13 protein-coding genes are annotated in these 13847 nt (G+C 65.9%); 2 read left to right on the top strand and 11 right to left on the bottom strand.

Annotation, left to right across the window (positions count from 1 at the left end; translation table 11 throughout):
• Window positions 1–2: 2 nt before the first annotated feature.
• Window positions 3–902: a transglycosylase domain-containing protein gene (locus QRN51_RS06465; RefSeq protein ID WP_059388934.1), complete on the bottom strand. Its 900-nt coding sequence runs from the start codon at window positions 900–902 to the stop codon at window positions 3–5.
• A 290-nt stretch (window positions 903–1192) separates the two neighbouring features.
• Here QRN51_RS06465 and QRN51_RS06460 point away from each other — a divergent pair, with 290 nt between their 5' ends.
• The gene (locus QRN51_RS06460) at window positions 1193–2092 is read left to right on the top strand and encodes a diacylglycerol/lipid kinase family protein (RefSeq protein ID WP_284989128.1); all 900 of its coding nucleotides are present in this window, start codon (window positions 1193–1195) and stop codon (window positions 2090–2092) included.
• Between the two features lie 38 nt (window positions 2093–2130).
• On the opposite strand, the gene QRN51_RS06455 is transcribed toward QRN51_RS06460, so the two are convergent.
• Window positions 2131–2481 carry a muconolactone Delta-isomerase family protein gene (locus tag QRN51_RS06455; RefSeq protein WP_084784505.1) on the bottom strand — a complete coding sequence of 117 codons (351 nt, stop codon included), beginning with the start codon at window positions 2479–2481 and terminating at the stop codon, window positions 2131–2133.
• A 152-nt stretch (window positions 2482–2633) separates the two neighbouring features.
• Here QRN51_RS06455 and QRN51_RS06450 point away from each other — a divergent pair, with 152 nt between their 5' ends.
• On the top strand, window positions 2634–3560 hold the full coding sequence (locus tag QRN51_RS06450; RefSeq protein ID WP_284989127.1) for a LysR family transcriptional regulator: 927 nt from the start codon (window positions 2634–2636) through the stop codon (window positions 3558–3560).
• A 47-nt stretch (window positions 3561–3607) separates the two neighbouring features.
• On the opposite strand, the gene QRN51_RS06445 is transcribed toward QRN51_RS06450, so the two are convergent.
• Genes QRN51_RS06445 through QRN51_RS06405 form a run of 9 tightly spaced genes read right to left on the bottom strand, consistent with a single transcriptional unit; the run spans window position 3608 to window position 13706 of the window.
• Window positions 3608–4708 (bottom strand): ABC transporter permease, encoded by a 1101-nt coding sequence (locus QRN51_RS06445; RefSeq protein WP_284989126.1) that lies wholly within the window; start codon window positions 4706–4708, stop codon window positions 3608–3610.
• A complete protein-coding gene (locus QRN51_RS06440) occupies window positions 4708–5817 on the bottom strand; it encodes an ABC transporter permease (protein ID WP_284989125.1) in 1110 nt (369 codons plus the stop codon). Before QRN51_RS06440 ends, QRN51_RS06445 begins: the two co-directional genes overlap by 1 nt.
• Window positions 5814–6752, bottom strand: coding sequence for an ABC transporter ATP-binding protein (locus tag QRN51_RS06435; RefSeq protein ID WP_284989124.1), 939 nt, complete (start codon window positions 6750–6752; stop codon window positions 5814–5816). The genes QRN51_RS06440 and QRN51_RS06435 overlap by 4 nt, the downstream gene beginning before the upstream one ends.
• A complete protein-coding gene (locus tag QRN51_RS06430; RefSeq protein WP_284989123.1) occupies window positions 6749–8035 on the bottom strand; it encodes a vWA domain-containing protein in 1287 nt (428 codons plus the stop codon). The genes QRN51_RS06435 and QRN51_RS06430 overlap by 4 nt, the downstream gene beginning before the upstream one ends.
• Complete coding sequence (locus tag QRN51_RS06425; protein WP_284989122.1) at window positions 8028–8969, bottom strand: AAA family ATPase; 942 nt, start codon at window positions 8967–8969, stop codon at window positions 8028–8030. Before QRN51_RS06425 ends, QRN51_RS06430 begins: the two co-directional genes overlap by 8 nt.
• Window positions 8956–9894, bottom strand: a complete 939-nt coding sequence (locus QRN51_RS06420) for an XdhC family protein (protein ID WP_284989121.1) — start codon at window positions 9892–9894, stop codon at window positions 8956–8958. Before QRN51_RS06420 ends, QRN51_RS06425 begins: the two co-directional genes overlap by 14 nt.
• A gap of 1 nt (window position 9895) precedes the next feature.
• Window positions 9896–12289 (bottom strand): aerobic carbon-monoxide dehydrogenase large subunit, encoded by a 2394-nt coding sequence (locus QRN51_RS06415; RefSeq protein ID WP_284989120.1) that lies wholly within the window; start codon window positions 12287–12289, stop codon window positions 9896–9898.
• Window positions 12286–12822, bottom strand: a complete 537-nt coding sequence (locus QRN51_RS06410) for a (2Fe-2S)-binding protein (protein ID WP_284989119.1) — start codon at window positions 12820–12822, stop codon at window positions 12286–12288. Before QRN51_RS06410 ends, QRN51_RS06415 begins: the two co-directional genes overlap by 4 nt.
• A 5-nt stretch (window positions 12823–12827) precedes the next feature.
• Window positions 12828–13706: an FAD binding domain-containing protein gene (locus tag QRN51_RS06405; RefSeq protein WP_284989118.1), complete on the bottom strand. Its 879-nt coding sequence runs from the start codon at window positions 13704–13706 to the stop codon at window positions 12828–12830.
• Between the last annotated feature and the right edge of the window lie 141 nt (window positions 13707–13847).

Below are 13847 nucleotides of genomic sequence, written 5' to 3'. Positions count from 1 at the left end.
TCCTAGCCGGCTTCGCTTTGGATCCGGTCCTTCACGCTTTGGGGCATGGTTGAGCACGCGTCGTTGTCGGAGCGCTGGCCGGCATGGCTGTCGGCAGTGTCTGTGATGCCGATCGTTCCAACGGCCGCTTGCCATCCGCCCAGGCCATCGAGTTGCCGGGGGACCCAGACGTTCGCGGCGCCGTTCACAAGGTTCCACACGGCAGGGTTGACGCCTGTGCCAAGGTAGATGCCTCCGTTGGGATCCCGCCTGACCAGATCCGGCAGCGGAAGGACGCCCATCAGCTGGGCCGACTGGTAATCGGACATGTTCCACGGTGGTGTTCCGAAGTAGTACCAGCTTGCGGCGCAGACCCCGTACAGATGGGGACCGAACTGGGCATAGTTCAGGTAGAGCTCCAAGGTGCGCTGAGGGCTCAACGTGTAGCTGAACTGAGTTGCCAGGACGGCTTCAATTCCCTTGCGGACGGCATTCTGGTCGTCCCAAAGGAAAATGTTCTTGACCAACTGCTGGGGGATGGTGGAACCGCTGGGGTCCGGCTTTCCCTGGAAGTACGCCTGCGCCCTCGCCTGGAGGTCTCCGACGTCGAAGGCTCCGCTGCGCGTGCCGAGCTGTTCGTCCTCATGGGCGATGGTCGCCGCCAGCAAGTGCCGGCTCATGTGGTTGATCGAGACGAACTGGTAGACGTTGGGTTCACCCGCTTCCAGCATGTAGGCGGTGCGCGGTGGGGTCACGCCCATGCTGAACATGAAAGCGACGATTTGGACCAGAACAAGCGGGGCGATCAGCGCCAAGAGGAGCTTGCGGCGCCACTTCCCTTTGGATCGTTTGGCCTTCTTGCCATCCGGGGGTACGGGCGGCTGGGCCCGATCCGGCTCTTGCGGCTCCAGCGGGACAGGCACCGGGGAGGTGATGACTTTGGCCCGGGCAGAATAAGGGCGGCCCGCTGAAGGAGGTCTTCCTGGCTGCGGACGCCGAGGCGGGGTCGGTGGTGTTGGAGTGTCCATCGGTCTGCCTTTGCTTCTCGTCCCGCGCGGTTACCCCTGGAAGGGGGGAGAGGATGGCACGAGAGTCTACCGGGCCTTGCTGATTGTTCCGTCCAGCTAAGTTGGCCGGAACCCGGTCCTTAGCGTGCAGGAGAAGATTGTAAGTACACTTACCGAAGTCATCACGAGCGAATATCGGAGCGGCAATGACGTCTGCACGGACCTTTGAATCGATCGTCATTATTTTTAATCCCAACAGCACGGGGGATGCACGCAGGCTGGCTGAGGGTCTCCACAACGAGCTGGAGAATCTTCTCAGCTACACCGCGGACATCAGGCTCCAGCCAACCGCCCATGCTGGCCATGCCGTCGAGCTGGCGCGCGACGCTGTGAGCGGTGGCGGGGATGTGTTGGTGGTTTCCGTCAGTGGTGACGGCGGCTACAACGAGGTTGTCAACGGCGTAATGCAAGGAGGCAACCCCAAGGCGGTGTGCGCGGTGCTGGGGGCGGGCAATGCCAATGATCACAGGCGGAGCACGGGCACCCAGCCGCTCGGGGAGGCGATCGCCGCGGGCAGGGTGCGGAGCATCGATTTGCTGCGCGTGCACACGGGAAAGGGGTCGGGCTCGCCGGGGGAGTACGCGCACTCGTATGTCGGCTTCGGGCTGACCCCGGTAATGGCGATTGACCTGGAAAAGGGCGGCAAGGGCGCCCTGAAGGAAATGGTCTCCGTGATCCGGACCTTCTCGAAGTTCGAGCCTTTCGAAATACGCCTGGCCGACGGCAAGCGCCGCCGTTTGGACAGCCTCGTGCTCGCCAACATTCCTGAGATGGCCAAGTATGCCACGCTCAGCGACGCCGACGACAAGCTCGCTGACGGAAAATTCGAAGTGGTCCTCTTTGCCCACAAGCCAAAGTGGCGGGTCCTCTTGACGGCGCTGCGGGCGGCTACCAAGGGGCTGGGGGACCAGCCCAGCGTGAGCAGCTACTCGTTCACCACCCTCAAGCCCCTGAGCTACCAGATCGACGGTGAAGTGAAATCCGTTGACGCGGACCTGCCGGTCAGGATTGAGTGCGCACCGGCGGCCCTCTCCACCCTGGGATAGGAGGGCGCGGGGCCGTCATCGTGCTGCTGATCTTCGGCCTATTCAGAGGACGTCGAAGCAGGGTCTAGACGTGGATGGCCCGCAGATGGGCAGGCCTTCGCCGGCACAGGATCGTTCGGGTGTGGATTCAGTGGCGTGATCTCTACGGTCATCCACACGTGCAACGGGAGCGAGGCAAGGATTTCCTTGAGATCGGCTTCAGTGTCGGCGCTCCAGAGGCCGACAGTGCGCCACTCGCCCGGCTCTGTGGGCGGCCGCCACAATCGCAGGAGGTGGCCCATCTGCGCGAGTTCGGCAGCGCGGATAGCCTCGCGATCCTTGGTGGAGTCGACCGTCGATTCCGGCGTTCCATGCGGGACGTTCGTGGTGAGGGTGGTGAGGAATTCCATCGGACTGATTTCTTTTTTGTTGTGTGATTGTTGGCCTGCGGGCGGGTGCCCTTTCTCTGAGTCAACCCGAGTACACGTCTGCGGTCCACGACTTGTATCCGAGCACTGGTAGGCCCCGCCTCCCAGCGGTCATTCCGGCGTACAATCAACCCGTGGAACTCCGGCAGCTCACCTACTTTGTCGCTGTCGCCGAGGAGCTGCATTTCGGTCGAGCCGCAGAGCGGCTCCACATTGCCGGCCCGTCGCTGTCCCAGCAGATCATCAACCTTGAGCGCGAGCTCGGGACTCAGCTCCTCATCCGTGATCGCAGGCATGTCGAGTTGACGCCCGCCGGCAGCGAGTTCCTGACTGACGCCCGCGAGGTGTTGGCCGCTGCCACGCGAGCGTTCGATCGGGCTCGCAACGGAGACCGACAGTTGCCGCTGCGGCTGGGCTATGTCAGTTGGCTTCCCCCGGGGATCGCGACAATGCCCACCCTTCGGATCCGTATCGACGAGTGGGTCCTGCCATCCCATACCCAAGCGGCGCGGGTGGCCGAAGGCAGCCTCGACCTCGCCATCGCGTGGATTGAGAATGCCGACGTCGTGCGGCAGAACCTGGTGGCCGAGCTCCTAATGTACGAGCGACTGCAGGCGGTCATGCCAGGCGCCCACCACGCGACCCGTCACGACAGCGTGCCAGCAGCCGAGCTCACGGTTCTCGTCGATGTTGACGAAGCGTCCTGGGACTCGTGGAACCGCTATGCGTTGGCCTTCGCGAAGGCCAGCGGGGCGTCCGTCACACACATCGACGACGGTGGCATTACCGGACCGGCATTCTTCGAACATGTGGCCCGCTTGAGGCGGCCAGTGCTGCAATCGCCTAAACGCCATGCGGCGCCGATGCCACCCACCTTGACCCGCCGGCCCGTCACGTCCCCGGTACCGCTGTGGGCATGGGATCTGCTGCATCGCGCGGATGACACACGGCCTATCGTCACGGGCGCGATCCGAACGTTGATCGACGGTGCATCGGCGGCTGGGTGGCGAATCCCCCCGACCGAAACCCACTGGCCCCCAACCACTGAAAAGCAAGCGTGAAACGTTTCGCACACCTAGGTCAAGGGAACTGAGGCAGCCATCGGAGCCTAGTAATCGACGAGCCGCCGCCGGAGGGACACCGTCCCCAAGACGAGTCCGACGGCGGCCGTAGCCAGCAGTACCGCGAGGTCGCGGCCGAGGTTGTCGGTCGATTGGTAGAAGATCGCGGCCTCCAAGGCATCCACGCCATAGAACGTTGGTGTGAAATGCGCTATGGCCTGGATCCAATCCGGCAGGAAGGCTGCAACACTGATTCCTCCGCTGAGGAAAAACAGGTAGATGGAGAGGTTGATGCCTGCCCCGGCAACGGCTGAAAAGCGTCGCAGCGCGCCTCCCAAAGCGGTCCCAAGCCCCGCGGCCGCCAGCGCGATCAATCCGATCGCGGCCAGAGCCGGCAACCAATACCAGCCGGCAGGCCGGAGCACCCCAAAGGCGAACGACAAGGCCAGCACCACCGCCGCCGCGAGCATTGTCGTCACCCAGCACGCCAGGATTTTGCCGGCAATCAGTGTCCCGCGGCCAATCGGCGAGAGCAACAGCGCCTTGATGGTCAGGTCTTCGAATTCGCGGGCCGCGGCCAACCCGCCGTTGACGATCCCCATGATCGTGAGAAGGAGCACGAGGATCGGCACGAGCTGGAACTGGACCAGGTCGACGTCGTGCGGCCTCAGGTCCGATTCGGACACGCCGACCATGATCGGAGTGTCCGGCTGGACGGCATAAAAATTCGTAATAGCGGCTGGCACTGAACGGCGCAGATCGTTGGTGAAGTCGAGGTTCAGGTTGTTGATCTGCACGCTGACGGGGTCGGGCCGCCGGGCCCGGTAGTCGTCGTCGAACGTGGCGGGCACGGTAATGACCGCCGCAACCTGAAGGGTGTCCAGCAGCTCGGTGGCCTCAGAGGGAGTTGCCCGCTGGACGCGGAAGGCGTCCGAGTTCTCAAGGATCGAGACGAGTCTCTGCGCTTGCGGCCCGTTATCCTCGACCACCAGGGCGACCGGGTTCCGGCCGACCGCGCCGGCAACTACGAAGATGATCAGCAGGAACGCGACGGGCGGCAGCAGGCTGGCCAGAATCGCCGACGGCGTGCGGAACCAGGTCAGGATGTCTTTCGCCGCGATAGCGAGCACGGCACGCCCGGACGCCATCAGTGCCTCGCCCCCCGCCGGCTGAACACGAAGGCCGCGAACCCTACGGCCACCACGGTGAAGCCCGCCAGCACGATCGCGTCCACAGTCAGGCCCTGCGGAGCCGTCTGGTAGCCGTGGAAGGCGTGCTGGAAAGCGGCGATGGCATACGTGAGGGGCGATATCGCGGCGATCCCGCCCGGGATGGCACCCAGCCAGTTCGCCGGCCCGAACGGTCCACTCAAGAAAAACAGGGGAAGAACGGCCGCGATGGACAAGGGGATTGCCTGCTGCCTCCGGCGGACCAGCGTCCCGACGAGGACGCCGAGGGCGAGGAACGCCGCCAGTATCAGGAGTCCGAAGCCCAATACTTCGAGGGGATGGAGCGGATGGACTCCGATAAACAGGACCACGACGGCGAGTAGCAGCAGCGCGGACGCCGCCGCGAGGACCGCGGCTCCCAGTACCTTGCCTACCCCGATGGTCAAACGGCTCACAGGCGCCAGTGCGAGTTCCTTGATGGTCCCGAGCTCGTAGTCCCTCGCGGTATTGACGCTGCCTTGTAGTTGGGACGCGAGCATCAGGCCGGCAACCATGATGCTCACGGCGAGGTACGGAATGTAGCCGGTGTCCTGGGCGTGGACGTCGGATTCGCGGGCGGTCACTACTACTTGGTCCGGGAAGGCGTCCGCGTAGAAGGACGTGATGGACAGCGGCACGGCCCGGCGGATGTCGTTGGTGAAGTCGACGTTCAAGTTGTTGACTTCCACGGGAATCTCGATCCGCGCTCGGGCGGCAAGTGCGGCGTCGAACTCTTGCGGCACGGTGACGACGGCGACGATGCTGCCGGAGTGGATCTCGCTCTCCGCTTCGGTCGGGGTTGCGGTGTGGATGATGAACGAATGCGAGCCGTCCATGGCCTGGACGAAGCGTTGCGCGAGCGGTCCGTGGTCGTTCATCACGACGGCGATCGGTGCCTGGCCCCCGCTGATCGCAAAGAGGAGGAAGAGCAGCAGGAAGTTGATCGGGATGAGGACGCCGATGATCGCGAAGAGCGGCTCCCGGAGGGTGAGGCGGATGTCCGTCGCCGCCACGGCCCGTATCACGCGGAGGTCATGGCGGAGGCTCATTCCCGGAGCTCCTTGCCTGTCAGGCTGAGGAAAACCTCGTCGAGGCTCGGCTCGCGGCTCTGGATCTCCTCAAGGCTCGTGGAATCGACGACGGCGGTCACCACCCTGCCGGTGACATCGGAACCGCCTTCCACAGTGACCTTCAGCGAGCCGTCGGATGTAACTGCCGAGACGACGCCGGGGAGCGCGAGGACCTTTTGAACGATGTCTTCCCCAGGCGCCGGATGGGTGCGCATTTCGACCACCGTGTCACCGAAGCTGCGCCGCAGCTTCGACGGCGAATCGAGCGCCACGAGCCGTCCGCGGTCGATGATGGCCAGGCGATCGCACAGGGCGTTCGCTTCCTCAAGGTAGTTGCTGGTGATGAGGACCGTGGTACCGCGGTCCTTAAGTTCGAGGATCCGGTCCCAGAGGGCATGCCTGCTCTGCACATCGACGCCGAGGGTCGGTTCGTCGAAGTAGAGCAGCTCCGGTTCGTGGAGCATGGCCCGGACCAATGCCAGCCTTCGCTTCATGCCGCCGGAGAACGTGGCGACGCGGCTCTTCCGGCGCTCCTCCAATTGCGCCAACTCGAGGAGCGCGGTGATCTTCCGCTCGAGACCATGCCTGGGCACGTCGAAGAGATCGGCGTGGAACCGCAGGTTGGCCTCGGCCGTGAGTTCCTCGTACAGGGCGTTCTCCTGCGGTACGGTCCCGAGCGAGCGCCGGATCTCGCGTGGATCCTTCAGCAGATCGATGCCCAGCACCTTGACATGGCCGGAACTTGGGCGGCTGAGGCCGCTGATCATGTTGATGATGGTCGTTTTGCCTGAGCCGTTGGGCCCCAGAAGGCCGAAAATCTCCCCGCGCTCCACCTGCAGGCTGAGATCGTCGACGGCGGTGAGGGAACCGAAACGCTTGGTCACACCTACGAGCTCGATGGCCGTTTCAGTCATGCCTTATCCTGCCCGTGCTGGCGGGTTGCACTGGCCGCCACTCGCGACGGGCGCGACGGGCGCGGCCCCTCGGCGCGAATCGCGGCGGCCGCTTCCGTCAAAGCGGCGTAGTTGTGCCCGCTCACGAAGGCGTCACAATAGGGCAGCGCAGCGGCCATCCCGCCTGCCAAAGGTTGGTAGCCGGTGCCAGCCTTCCTCGGATTAACCCAGACGATCCGGTACGCAAGGCGTCGCAACCGCGCCATCTGGGCTTCCACCAATTCCGGCGCGTCCTGGGCCCAACCGTCGGAGAGCACCACAACCACCGCGCCCCGTGCCAGCCCGCGGCGTCCATGGCCGTCGATGAAATGCCGGAGGCTCTCCGCCAGCCTGGTGCCACCCGCCCAGTCCGGGGCGGCTGCGGCTCCGAGGGCCAGGGCCTCGTCGGCATTCCGGTTCGAAAGCTGCCGGGTCAGCCTGGTCAGCCGGGTGGAAAACACAAACGCCTCGGCCTGGGCACCGGCCACCGCTCCCTGCAACAGGGACAGGAAGACCTGTGTATACGGTTCCATGGACCCGGATATATCGCACAGGAACACCAAGCGGCGCGGACGCGCGCGACGGCGGGAGTAGACCAAGGAGCTTGCGTCGCCGCCGGTGCGCCGGGCCGCGCGGATGGTGCGCCGGAGGTCGAGCTTCGCACCGTTGTGCGCCCATTGGCGTGTCCGACGGCTGCGGCGCTCCGGGGTTGCCAGCACGATGCGCCGCACCAGCTGGCGCACCTGGGCACTTTCTTCGGGGGTGAGCTCGGCGAACGACTTCGCATGCAGGTGCTCGTCAGCGGAGGCCATGGCCAGGATGGCCTCGAACCCGGGTGCGTTGGATTCGTCGTCGTTCCCTTCGCCGGCGACGGCGAGGGGTGCCCGCGACGCCGGGACGTGGCCGTCGGCATGTGCCAGGCGTCGCTCGCTTACAGCGGCCCGGGCGTGCTCCGCCGCGCCGATTGCTGGAGGACTGTTGGCATCACCGCGGGTGTCTGCCGGATCGAGCATCCCGTCAAATGCCGCCGAAAAGACGGCATCGAATGCCGGCAGTTGCTCATGCGAGGAGACGAGCGCCACCCGGCAGGTCCAGTACAGCGGCTCACGCGCAGTAGGAGGAACGATCCGGAGCGCCTGGGCCAGCCAGCCCGCACGGTCCGGGGAACTCGGCAGCCCTGCACGGCGCAGGGCCATGCTGAACCCCACCGCCAAAGCCGCCGCATCGACGCCCGCCAGGCCATCACTCGGCGCGTACTCAGGCATTGCCGCCCGCCACCCATCCCGGGCCGCGGGCCCACGCAAGGTCCAGGTCATCGCGATTCTTCAGGACCGAACCCCAGGTCTGATTCACCGCAACCGGATCCAGCCGGTCGACGCCAAGCACAGTGAGGGCGGACACCCAGTCGATTGCCTCCGCGATCCCCGGAGGTTTGGCCAAGTCCAAGGATCGCAGCCTGGTGATGGCAGCTGCGGCATCCAGGGCGAGTGGCTCGGCGCTCCCAGGCACCCTACGGCGAACAATCGCGGCGATCCGCTCCGGCCGGGGGTAGTCAATCCAGTGGTACAGGCAGCGCCGGGTCAATGCGTCGTGCAGGTCCCTGGTCCGGTTGGAGGTCAGGACGACGACGGGCGGGTGCGTGGCGCGGATAGTGCCCAGCTCGGGAATAGTCACGGCGGCTTCGGCCAGCAGCTCGAAGGTGAAGGCCTCGAACTCCGCGTCGGCCCGGTCGATCTCATCCAGTAGCAGGACCGCCGGACGCGGGCCCGGATGCTCGATCGCCTTCAGTAGCGGGCGACGCAGCAGGTACTGTTCCCCGAAGAGGTCGGCCTCCTCCATACGGACGTCCCGGACTTCCGCCAATCGGATGCCCAGGAGCTGGCGTTGATGGTTCCACTCGTAGAGCGCCTCGCCCACGTCGATGCCCTCGTAGCACTGCAAGCGATACAGGGGAGTGTCGAGCACCTTCGCCAGTGCCTTCGCCGCCTCGGTCTTCCCGACGCCGGCCTCACCCTCCAGCAGGATGGGTTGCGGCAAGCGGACGGACAGGAACAGTGCGGTCGCCAGTCCGACGTCGGCAAGATAGTCGCCGTCGTCGAGCGCGGACGTGAGCGCGGAAACGTCCGGGACAAGACGCCGCACCTCGTCTTCCGCGCCTGCCCGCACCGGCCCGGAGGTCCGGGGCTCAGGACGCGGCATATCGTTCCGGATCGGCGAGGAAGGCCCTCCTGCATCCAGGGGAACAGAAGTAGTACGTCGTTCCGGCATATTCGGCGTGCAGCGTGGACTCCACGGCCGCGACGCTCATGCCGCAGACGGGATCCACGGCGCTCGCAGGTTCGGCGCTCGCCGGCACCGGATCCGCCGTCGCAGCCTCCGGAGTCGTCGTGTCCGCAGTCCGGCCGAGGTGGCGCACGGACACTAGCTCGGCCAAGATCGACAGCGCGATCTCGGCAGGAGTCCGGCCGCCCAGCAGCAGCCCCGCCGGGCTGTGCACGCGCGCACGCTGGCCGTCGTCGACGTCGAGCGAGGCCAGGACGGCGGCGCCGCGCGTGCGGCTTGCGACAAGGGCGACGTACGGCACCCCTAGCCGGAGCGCGGCCTCCAATGCGGGTTCCTCGTCCCGGCCCTGCGACGCGACGATGAGGGCGGCGTCGTCGGCCCGCGGTTCCGCCGTGGCTCCGTCGCTGAGTTCCATGTCCAGGTCGAGGATGGCACCCAAGGCACCCAACGCTTGTGCCACGGGGGTCCCGCCGACCACCACCACCCGGGGAGCGGGCATTTGCGGCTCGAGGAAGATCTCCACGGCGCCGCCGCTGAGGCAGGGGTTTGAAACCTCGACGGCGCCCTCCTCGCGGGTGCGGGACGGTTCACCGGGGACGACGCGCAGCAACAGGGGTTCGTGCTTGGAAAGCGTCTGCAGGCCGTATTCGCGCACGGACGCCTCGACGCACGTGCCACCCAGGAACCCGTCGATGTCCCCGTTGGCCAGCACCAGGGCGGTGTCCCCGGCGTGGGCGCTGGTGGGGTGCTGCGCGCGGACCACCGTGGCACGCACAAACGGTTCCCGGCGCTCCACAAGTTCCTGCACCTTAGCGGCCAAGGCTTCTCCGTGCAGCGGCATGTCACACCGGTGGCCTGGCCCGGCCCTGCATGGCCTCCCACACCCGGGCCGGCGTGCACGGCATATCCATGTGGGTCACTCCATATGGCGTCAAGGCATCCACGATCGCATTGACGATGGCCGGCGGGGACCCGACCGTGGCGGATTCACCGATGCCTTTGGCGCCGATGGGGTGGTGCGGCGATGGCGTGACGGTGAACCCGGTCTCCCAGTCGGGGACTTCCATCGCCGTCGGGATGAGGTAGTCCATGAACGAGCCGCTGAGGCAGTTGCCCTCCTCGTCGAACGCGATGATTTCCATGAGCGCCATCCCGACGCCGTCGGTCAGCCCGCCGTGGACCTGGCCTTCGATGATCATCGGGTTGATCCGGGTCCCGCAATCGTCCACCGCGATGAAGCGACGGACCTTGACGTGGCCGGTACCGGCGTCGACGTCCACCACGCAGATATAGGCGCCGAACGGGAACGTCAGGTTGGGAGGGTCATACGTCACCTCCGCGTCGAGGTTACCGTCGATGCCCTCCGGGAGGGCCACCGTGCCGTGGGCGCCGAAGGCGATCTCGGCGATCGTCTTGCCGGCGCTTGGATCGCCCTTGACGAACCAGCGGCCCTTTTCCCACTCGAGGTCCTCGGGCCGGGTCTCAAGCATCGCAGCGGCAATGAACCTCGCCTTGTCCCGTACCTTCCGCGCCACCAGCGCTACCGCGCCGCCGCTGACCGGCGTCGAGCGGCTCCCGTAGGTGCCCAGGCCGAAGGGGGTCTGGTCAGTGTCGCCGTGGACGACGTCGATGCTCTCAGGCGGGATGCCGAGTTCCTCCGCCACGATCTGGGCGAACGTGGTTTCGTGGCCCTGCCCCTGGCTTTGCACCGAGATCCTGACGACGGCCTTGCCGGTGGGATGGACGCGGAGTTCCGCGCCGTCGGCCATGCCGAGTCCCACGATGTCAAAATGCTTACGGGGCCCGGCGCCGACGGTCTCAGTGAAGAAGGACACGCCGATGCCCATCAGCTCGCCGCGCTCCCGCTTTTCGAGTTGCTCGCGCCGGAGATCCTCGTACCCGGCCATTTGCATGGACAGCCGCATGGCAGGCTCGTAGTTGCCGGAGTCGTAGATCCAGCCGGTCTTGTTGGCGTAGGGGAACTGCTCGGGTTTGATGAAATTCTTGAGCCGGAGCTCTGCCGGATCCATCTCGAGTTTCCGGGCCAGGATGTCCACCATGCGCTCCACGAGGTAGACCGCTTCCGTCACGCGGAAGGAACAGGCATAGGCGACGCCACCGGGGGCCTTGTTGGTGTAGACACCAGTGACCTTGCAGTAGGCCGCCTTCAGGTCGTAGCTCCCGGTAAAGATGGAGAAGAAGCCGGCCGGGGTCTTGGTGGGCTGTGCGGTCGCGTTGAAGGCGCCGTGGTCTGCCAGCACGCTGGTCCGGACTGCCAGGATCTTGCCGTCGTTGGTGGCCGCGATCTCGCCCTGCATGATGTAGTCTCGGGCGAACGACGTGGACATCAGGTTTTCCGAGCGGTCCTCCACCCACTTCACCGGCTTCCCGGTGACGATCGAACCGACGACGGCCAGGACATAGCCGGGATAGATGCCCACCTTGTTGCCGAAGCCCCCGCCGATATCGGGGGAGACGATCCGGATCTTGTGCTCCGGAATGCCGGCGACTATCGCATACAGCGTCCGGTGGGCATGCGGGGCCTGGGTCGTTTCGTAGAGGGTCAGCCTGCCGTCGATCGGATCGAAGTCCGCCACGGCGCCGCAGGTTTCCATGGGCGCCGGGTGCACGCGCGGATACACGACCTCCTGGGCGACGACGACGTCGGCAGCGGCGAACACCGCCTCGGTTTCGGCCGCATCGCCGATCTCCCAGTCGAAGATCCGGTTGTCCGTCCGGCCCTCGATATCGTCGCGGATGACCGGCGCGCCGGGATCGAGGGCGCGGCGGGCATCAATCACCGGAGGCAACATGTCGTATTCGACGTCGATCAGCTCCAAGGCGTCCCGGGCGGCGTAGCGGTCCTCCGCGACCACGAAGGCGACTTCCTGGCCCTGGAAGCGGACCTTGTCCGTGACGAGGACTGCCTGGACGTCCGCGGACAGGGTGGGCGCCCACGCGAGGTTGAGGGCCTGCAGGTCCTTGCCGGTGATAACGGCGAGGACCCCGGGATGCGCCAATGCTTCGGACGTGTCTATGGAAACCAGTCGGGCATGCGCAACGGGAGCGCGCAGAATGGCCCCATGCAGCATGCCGGGCAGCACAATGTCGTCGAGGTAATTGCCCTTGCCGCGGACGAACCGCGGGTCCTCCTTGCGCTGGAGGCGGCCGAACCCGATCGGGCGGCCCGGGTCTCCGGCCGCCGGGTTGGGTGCATGCTCCTGGACGGTGGTCATGCCGTCACCTCTTCTTCGATGGTCCCTCCGGCACCGCCGTCGTCCGCCTGGGCGTCTGTCTCAGCGTCCCAACCGGGCGGGTGGGCTGCGGCCCACTTCACCGAGCGGACGATCGTCGCGTAACCTGTGCACCGGCAAATCTGGCCGGAAATGGCTTGGCGGATCTCGCCGTCGTCGGGATGCGGGTTGCGGTCCAGCAGGGCCCTGGCCGTGAGCATCATGCCTGGAGTGCAGAATCCGCATTGCAGGCCGTGCTCCTCCATGAACCCCTGCTGCACCGGATCGAGCGTGCCATTGACGGCCAGTCCCTCGACGGTCCGGATGTCGTGCCCGTCGGCCATGGCTGCCAGCACGGTGCATGATTTCACCGGTTGTCCGTCCATCAGGACCACGCAGGTTCCGCAGTTGCTCGTGTCGCATCCCCAGTGCGTGCCGGTCAATCCAAGGTTTTCGCGGATGAAGTGGACCAGCAACACGCGGGGTTCGATCTCCCGGGTCACCTTGTCCCCGTTGACCGTCATGCTGACCTGCATTGCTTTCAGCCTTCCTGTGCGCCTGCCGCGCGTGCACAAGCACGGCGCAGGACCCTGCGGGTGAGTTCATCGGCCAAGTGCCGTTTGTAGTCGACCGGCCCGCGCTGGTCGTCCACCGGGTGGCAAGCGGCTGCTGCGATGCGGGCAGCCTCGGCGAACAGGTCTTCCTGCGGCTGCTGTCCGCGGAGCACGGCTTCGGCCTCGGGGATAGTGCCGTCCAGCCCGACCGCCGTCAGCCCGATGGCGGCCTCCTCCACCGTGCCGTCTGCGGAAAGCCCGACGGCGGCCCCGGCCGCGACGACTGCCCAGTCACCCACCCGGCGCTCCACTTTTTCATAGGCGCTGCCCGAGCGCGGGCGGATCGTGAAGCGGACTTCGTACAACAGTTCGTTTTGCGCCACGGCGGTTTCGTAAGGGCCGCGGTGGAAATCCGACATCGCGACGATCCGTTCGCCGTCGGGCCCGCGGATCACGGCCTGGGCGCGCAGGACATCGCAAACGGTAGACAGGTCTTCGGCCGGATCCGCTTGGCAGAGCGAGCCGCCGATCGTTCCACGGTTGCGGACCACAGGGTCCGCGATCACCTGCTCGGCGTCGCGGATTATCGGAAAGAGCTCGGCGACTTCGGCTGACTCGAGGAGCGCCGTGTGGCGGGTTAACGCGCCCACACGCAACTGCTCGCCTTCCCTGCGGATGAATTCCAGTTCCGTCAGGTCGTTGATGTCGATCAGCCACTCCGGCCGCGCCAGGCGGAGCTTCATCATCGGCAGCAAGCTGTGCCCGCCGGCGATGATGCGCGACTCGGGACCGTGGCGTTCGAGGAGGGACAGCGCGTTTGCGACGTCGCTCGCGCGCTCATAATCAAATGGAGCCGGAATCTGCATTGTCCACCCCTTAGGGGCCAGACGTCCTGCACCTCGTAGGACGCGGACCTATGATCAGTCTTGCCCGCGTCATTGTGGGTGTCAACATAGTCAAGGGGCAAGATCACAGCCATTTTGACCCGAAAAAGAATTTCCCAGGCA

It is taken from the genome of Arthrobacter sp. efr-133-TYG-120 (assembly GCF_030209785.1).
In the GTDB taxonomy this organism is placed as follows: Bacteria; Actinomycetota; Actinomycetes; order Actinomycetales; family Micrococcaceae; genus Arthrobacter.
The sequence above is the reverse complement of the archived record's forward strand: the minus strand, read 5'-3'. Positions and strand labels throughout refer to the sequence as shown.

What these genes read in the sequence shown, in the direction of transcription:
- QRN51_RS06435 (WP_284989124.1), bottom strand. Translation starts at nt 6,752, where the DNA reads ATGACTGAAACGGCCATCGAGCTCGTAGGTGTGACCAAGCGTTTCGGT.
- QRN51_RS06445 (WP_284989126.1), bottom strand. Translation starts at nt 4,708, where the DNA reads ATGGCGTCCGGGCGTGCCGTGCTCGCTATCGCGGCGAAAGACATCCTG.
- QRN51_RS06455 (WP_084784505.1), bottom strand. Translation starts at nt 2,481, where the DNA reads ATGGAATTCCTCACCACCCTCACCACGAACGTCCCGCATGGAACGCCG.
- QRN51_RS06405 (WP_284989118.1), bottom strand. Translation starts at nt 13,706, where the DNA reads ATGCAGATTCCGGCTCCATTTGATTATGAGCGCGCGAGCGACGTCGCA.
- QRN51_RS06410 (WP_284989119.1), bottom strand. Translation starts at nt 12,822, where the DNA reads ATGCAGGTCAGCATGACGGTCAACGGGGACAAGGTGACCCGGGAGATC.
- QRN51_RS06415 (WP_284989120.1), bottom strand. Translation starts at nt 12,289, where the DNA reads ATGACCACCGTCCAGGAGCATGCACCCAACCCGGCGGCCGGAGACCCG.
- QRN51_RS06420 (WP_284989121.1), bottom strand. Translation starts at nt 9,894, where the DNA reads ATGCCGCTGCACGGAGAAGCCTTGGCCGCTAAGGTGCAGGAACTTGTG.
- QRN51_RS06430 (WP_284989123.1), bottom strand. Translation starts at nt 8,035, where the DNA reads ATGCCTGAGTACGCGCCGAGTGATGGCCTGGCGGGCGTCGATGCGGCG.
- QRN51_RS06460 (WP_284989128.1), top strand. Translation starts at nt 1,193, where the DNA reads ATGACGTCTGCACGGACCTTTGAATCGATCGTCATTATTTTTAATCCC.
- QRN51_RS06440 (WP_284989125.1), bottom strand. Translation starts at nt 5,817, where the DNA reads ATGAGCCTCCGCCATGACCTCCGCGTGATACGGGCCGTGGCGGCGACG.
- QRN51_RS06425 (WP_284989122.1), bottom strand. Translation starts at nt 8,969, where the DNA reads ATGCCGCGTCCTGAGCCCCGGACCTCCGGGCCGGTGCGGGCAGGCGCG.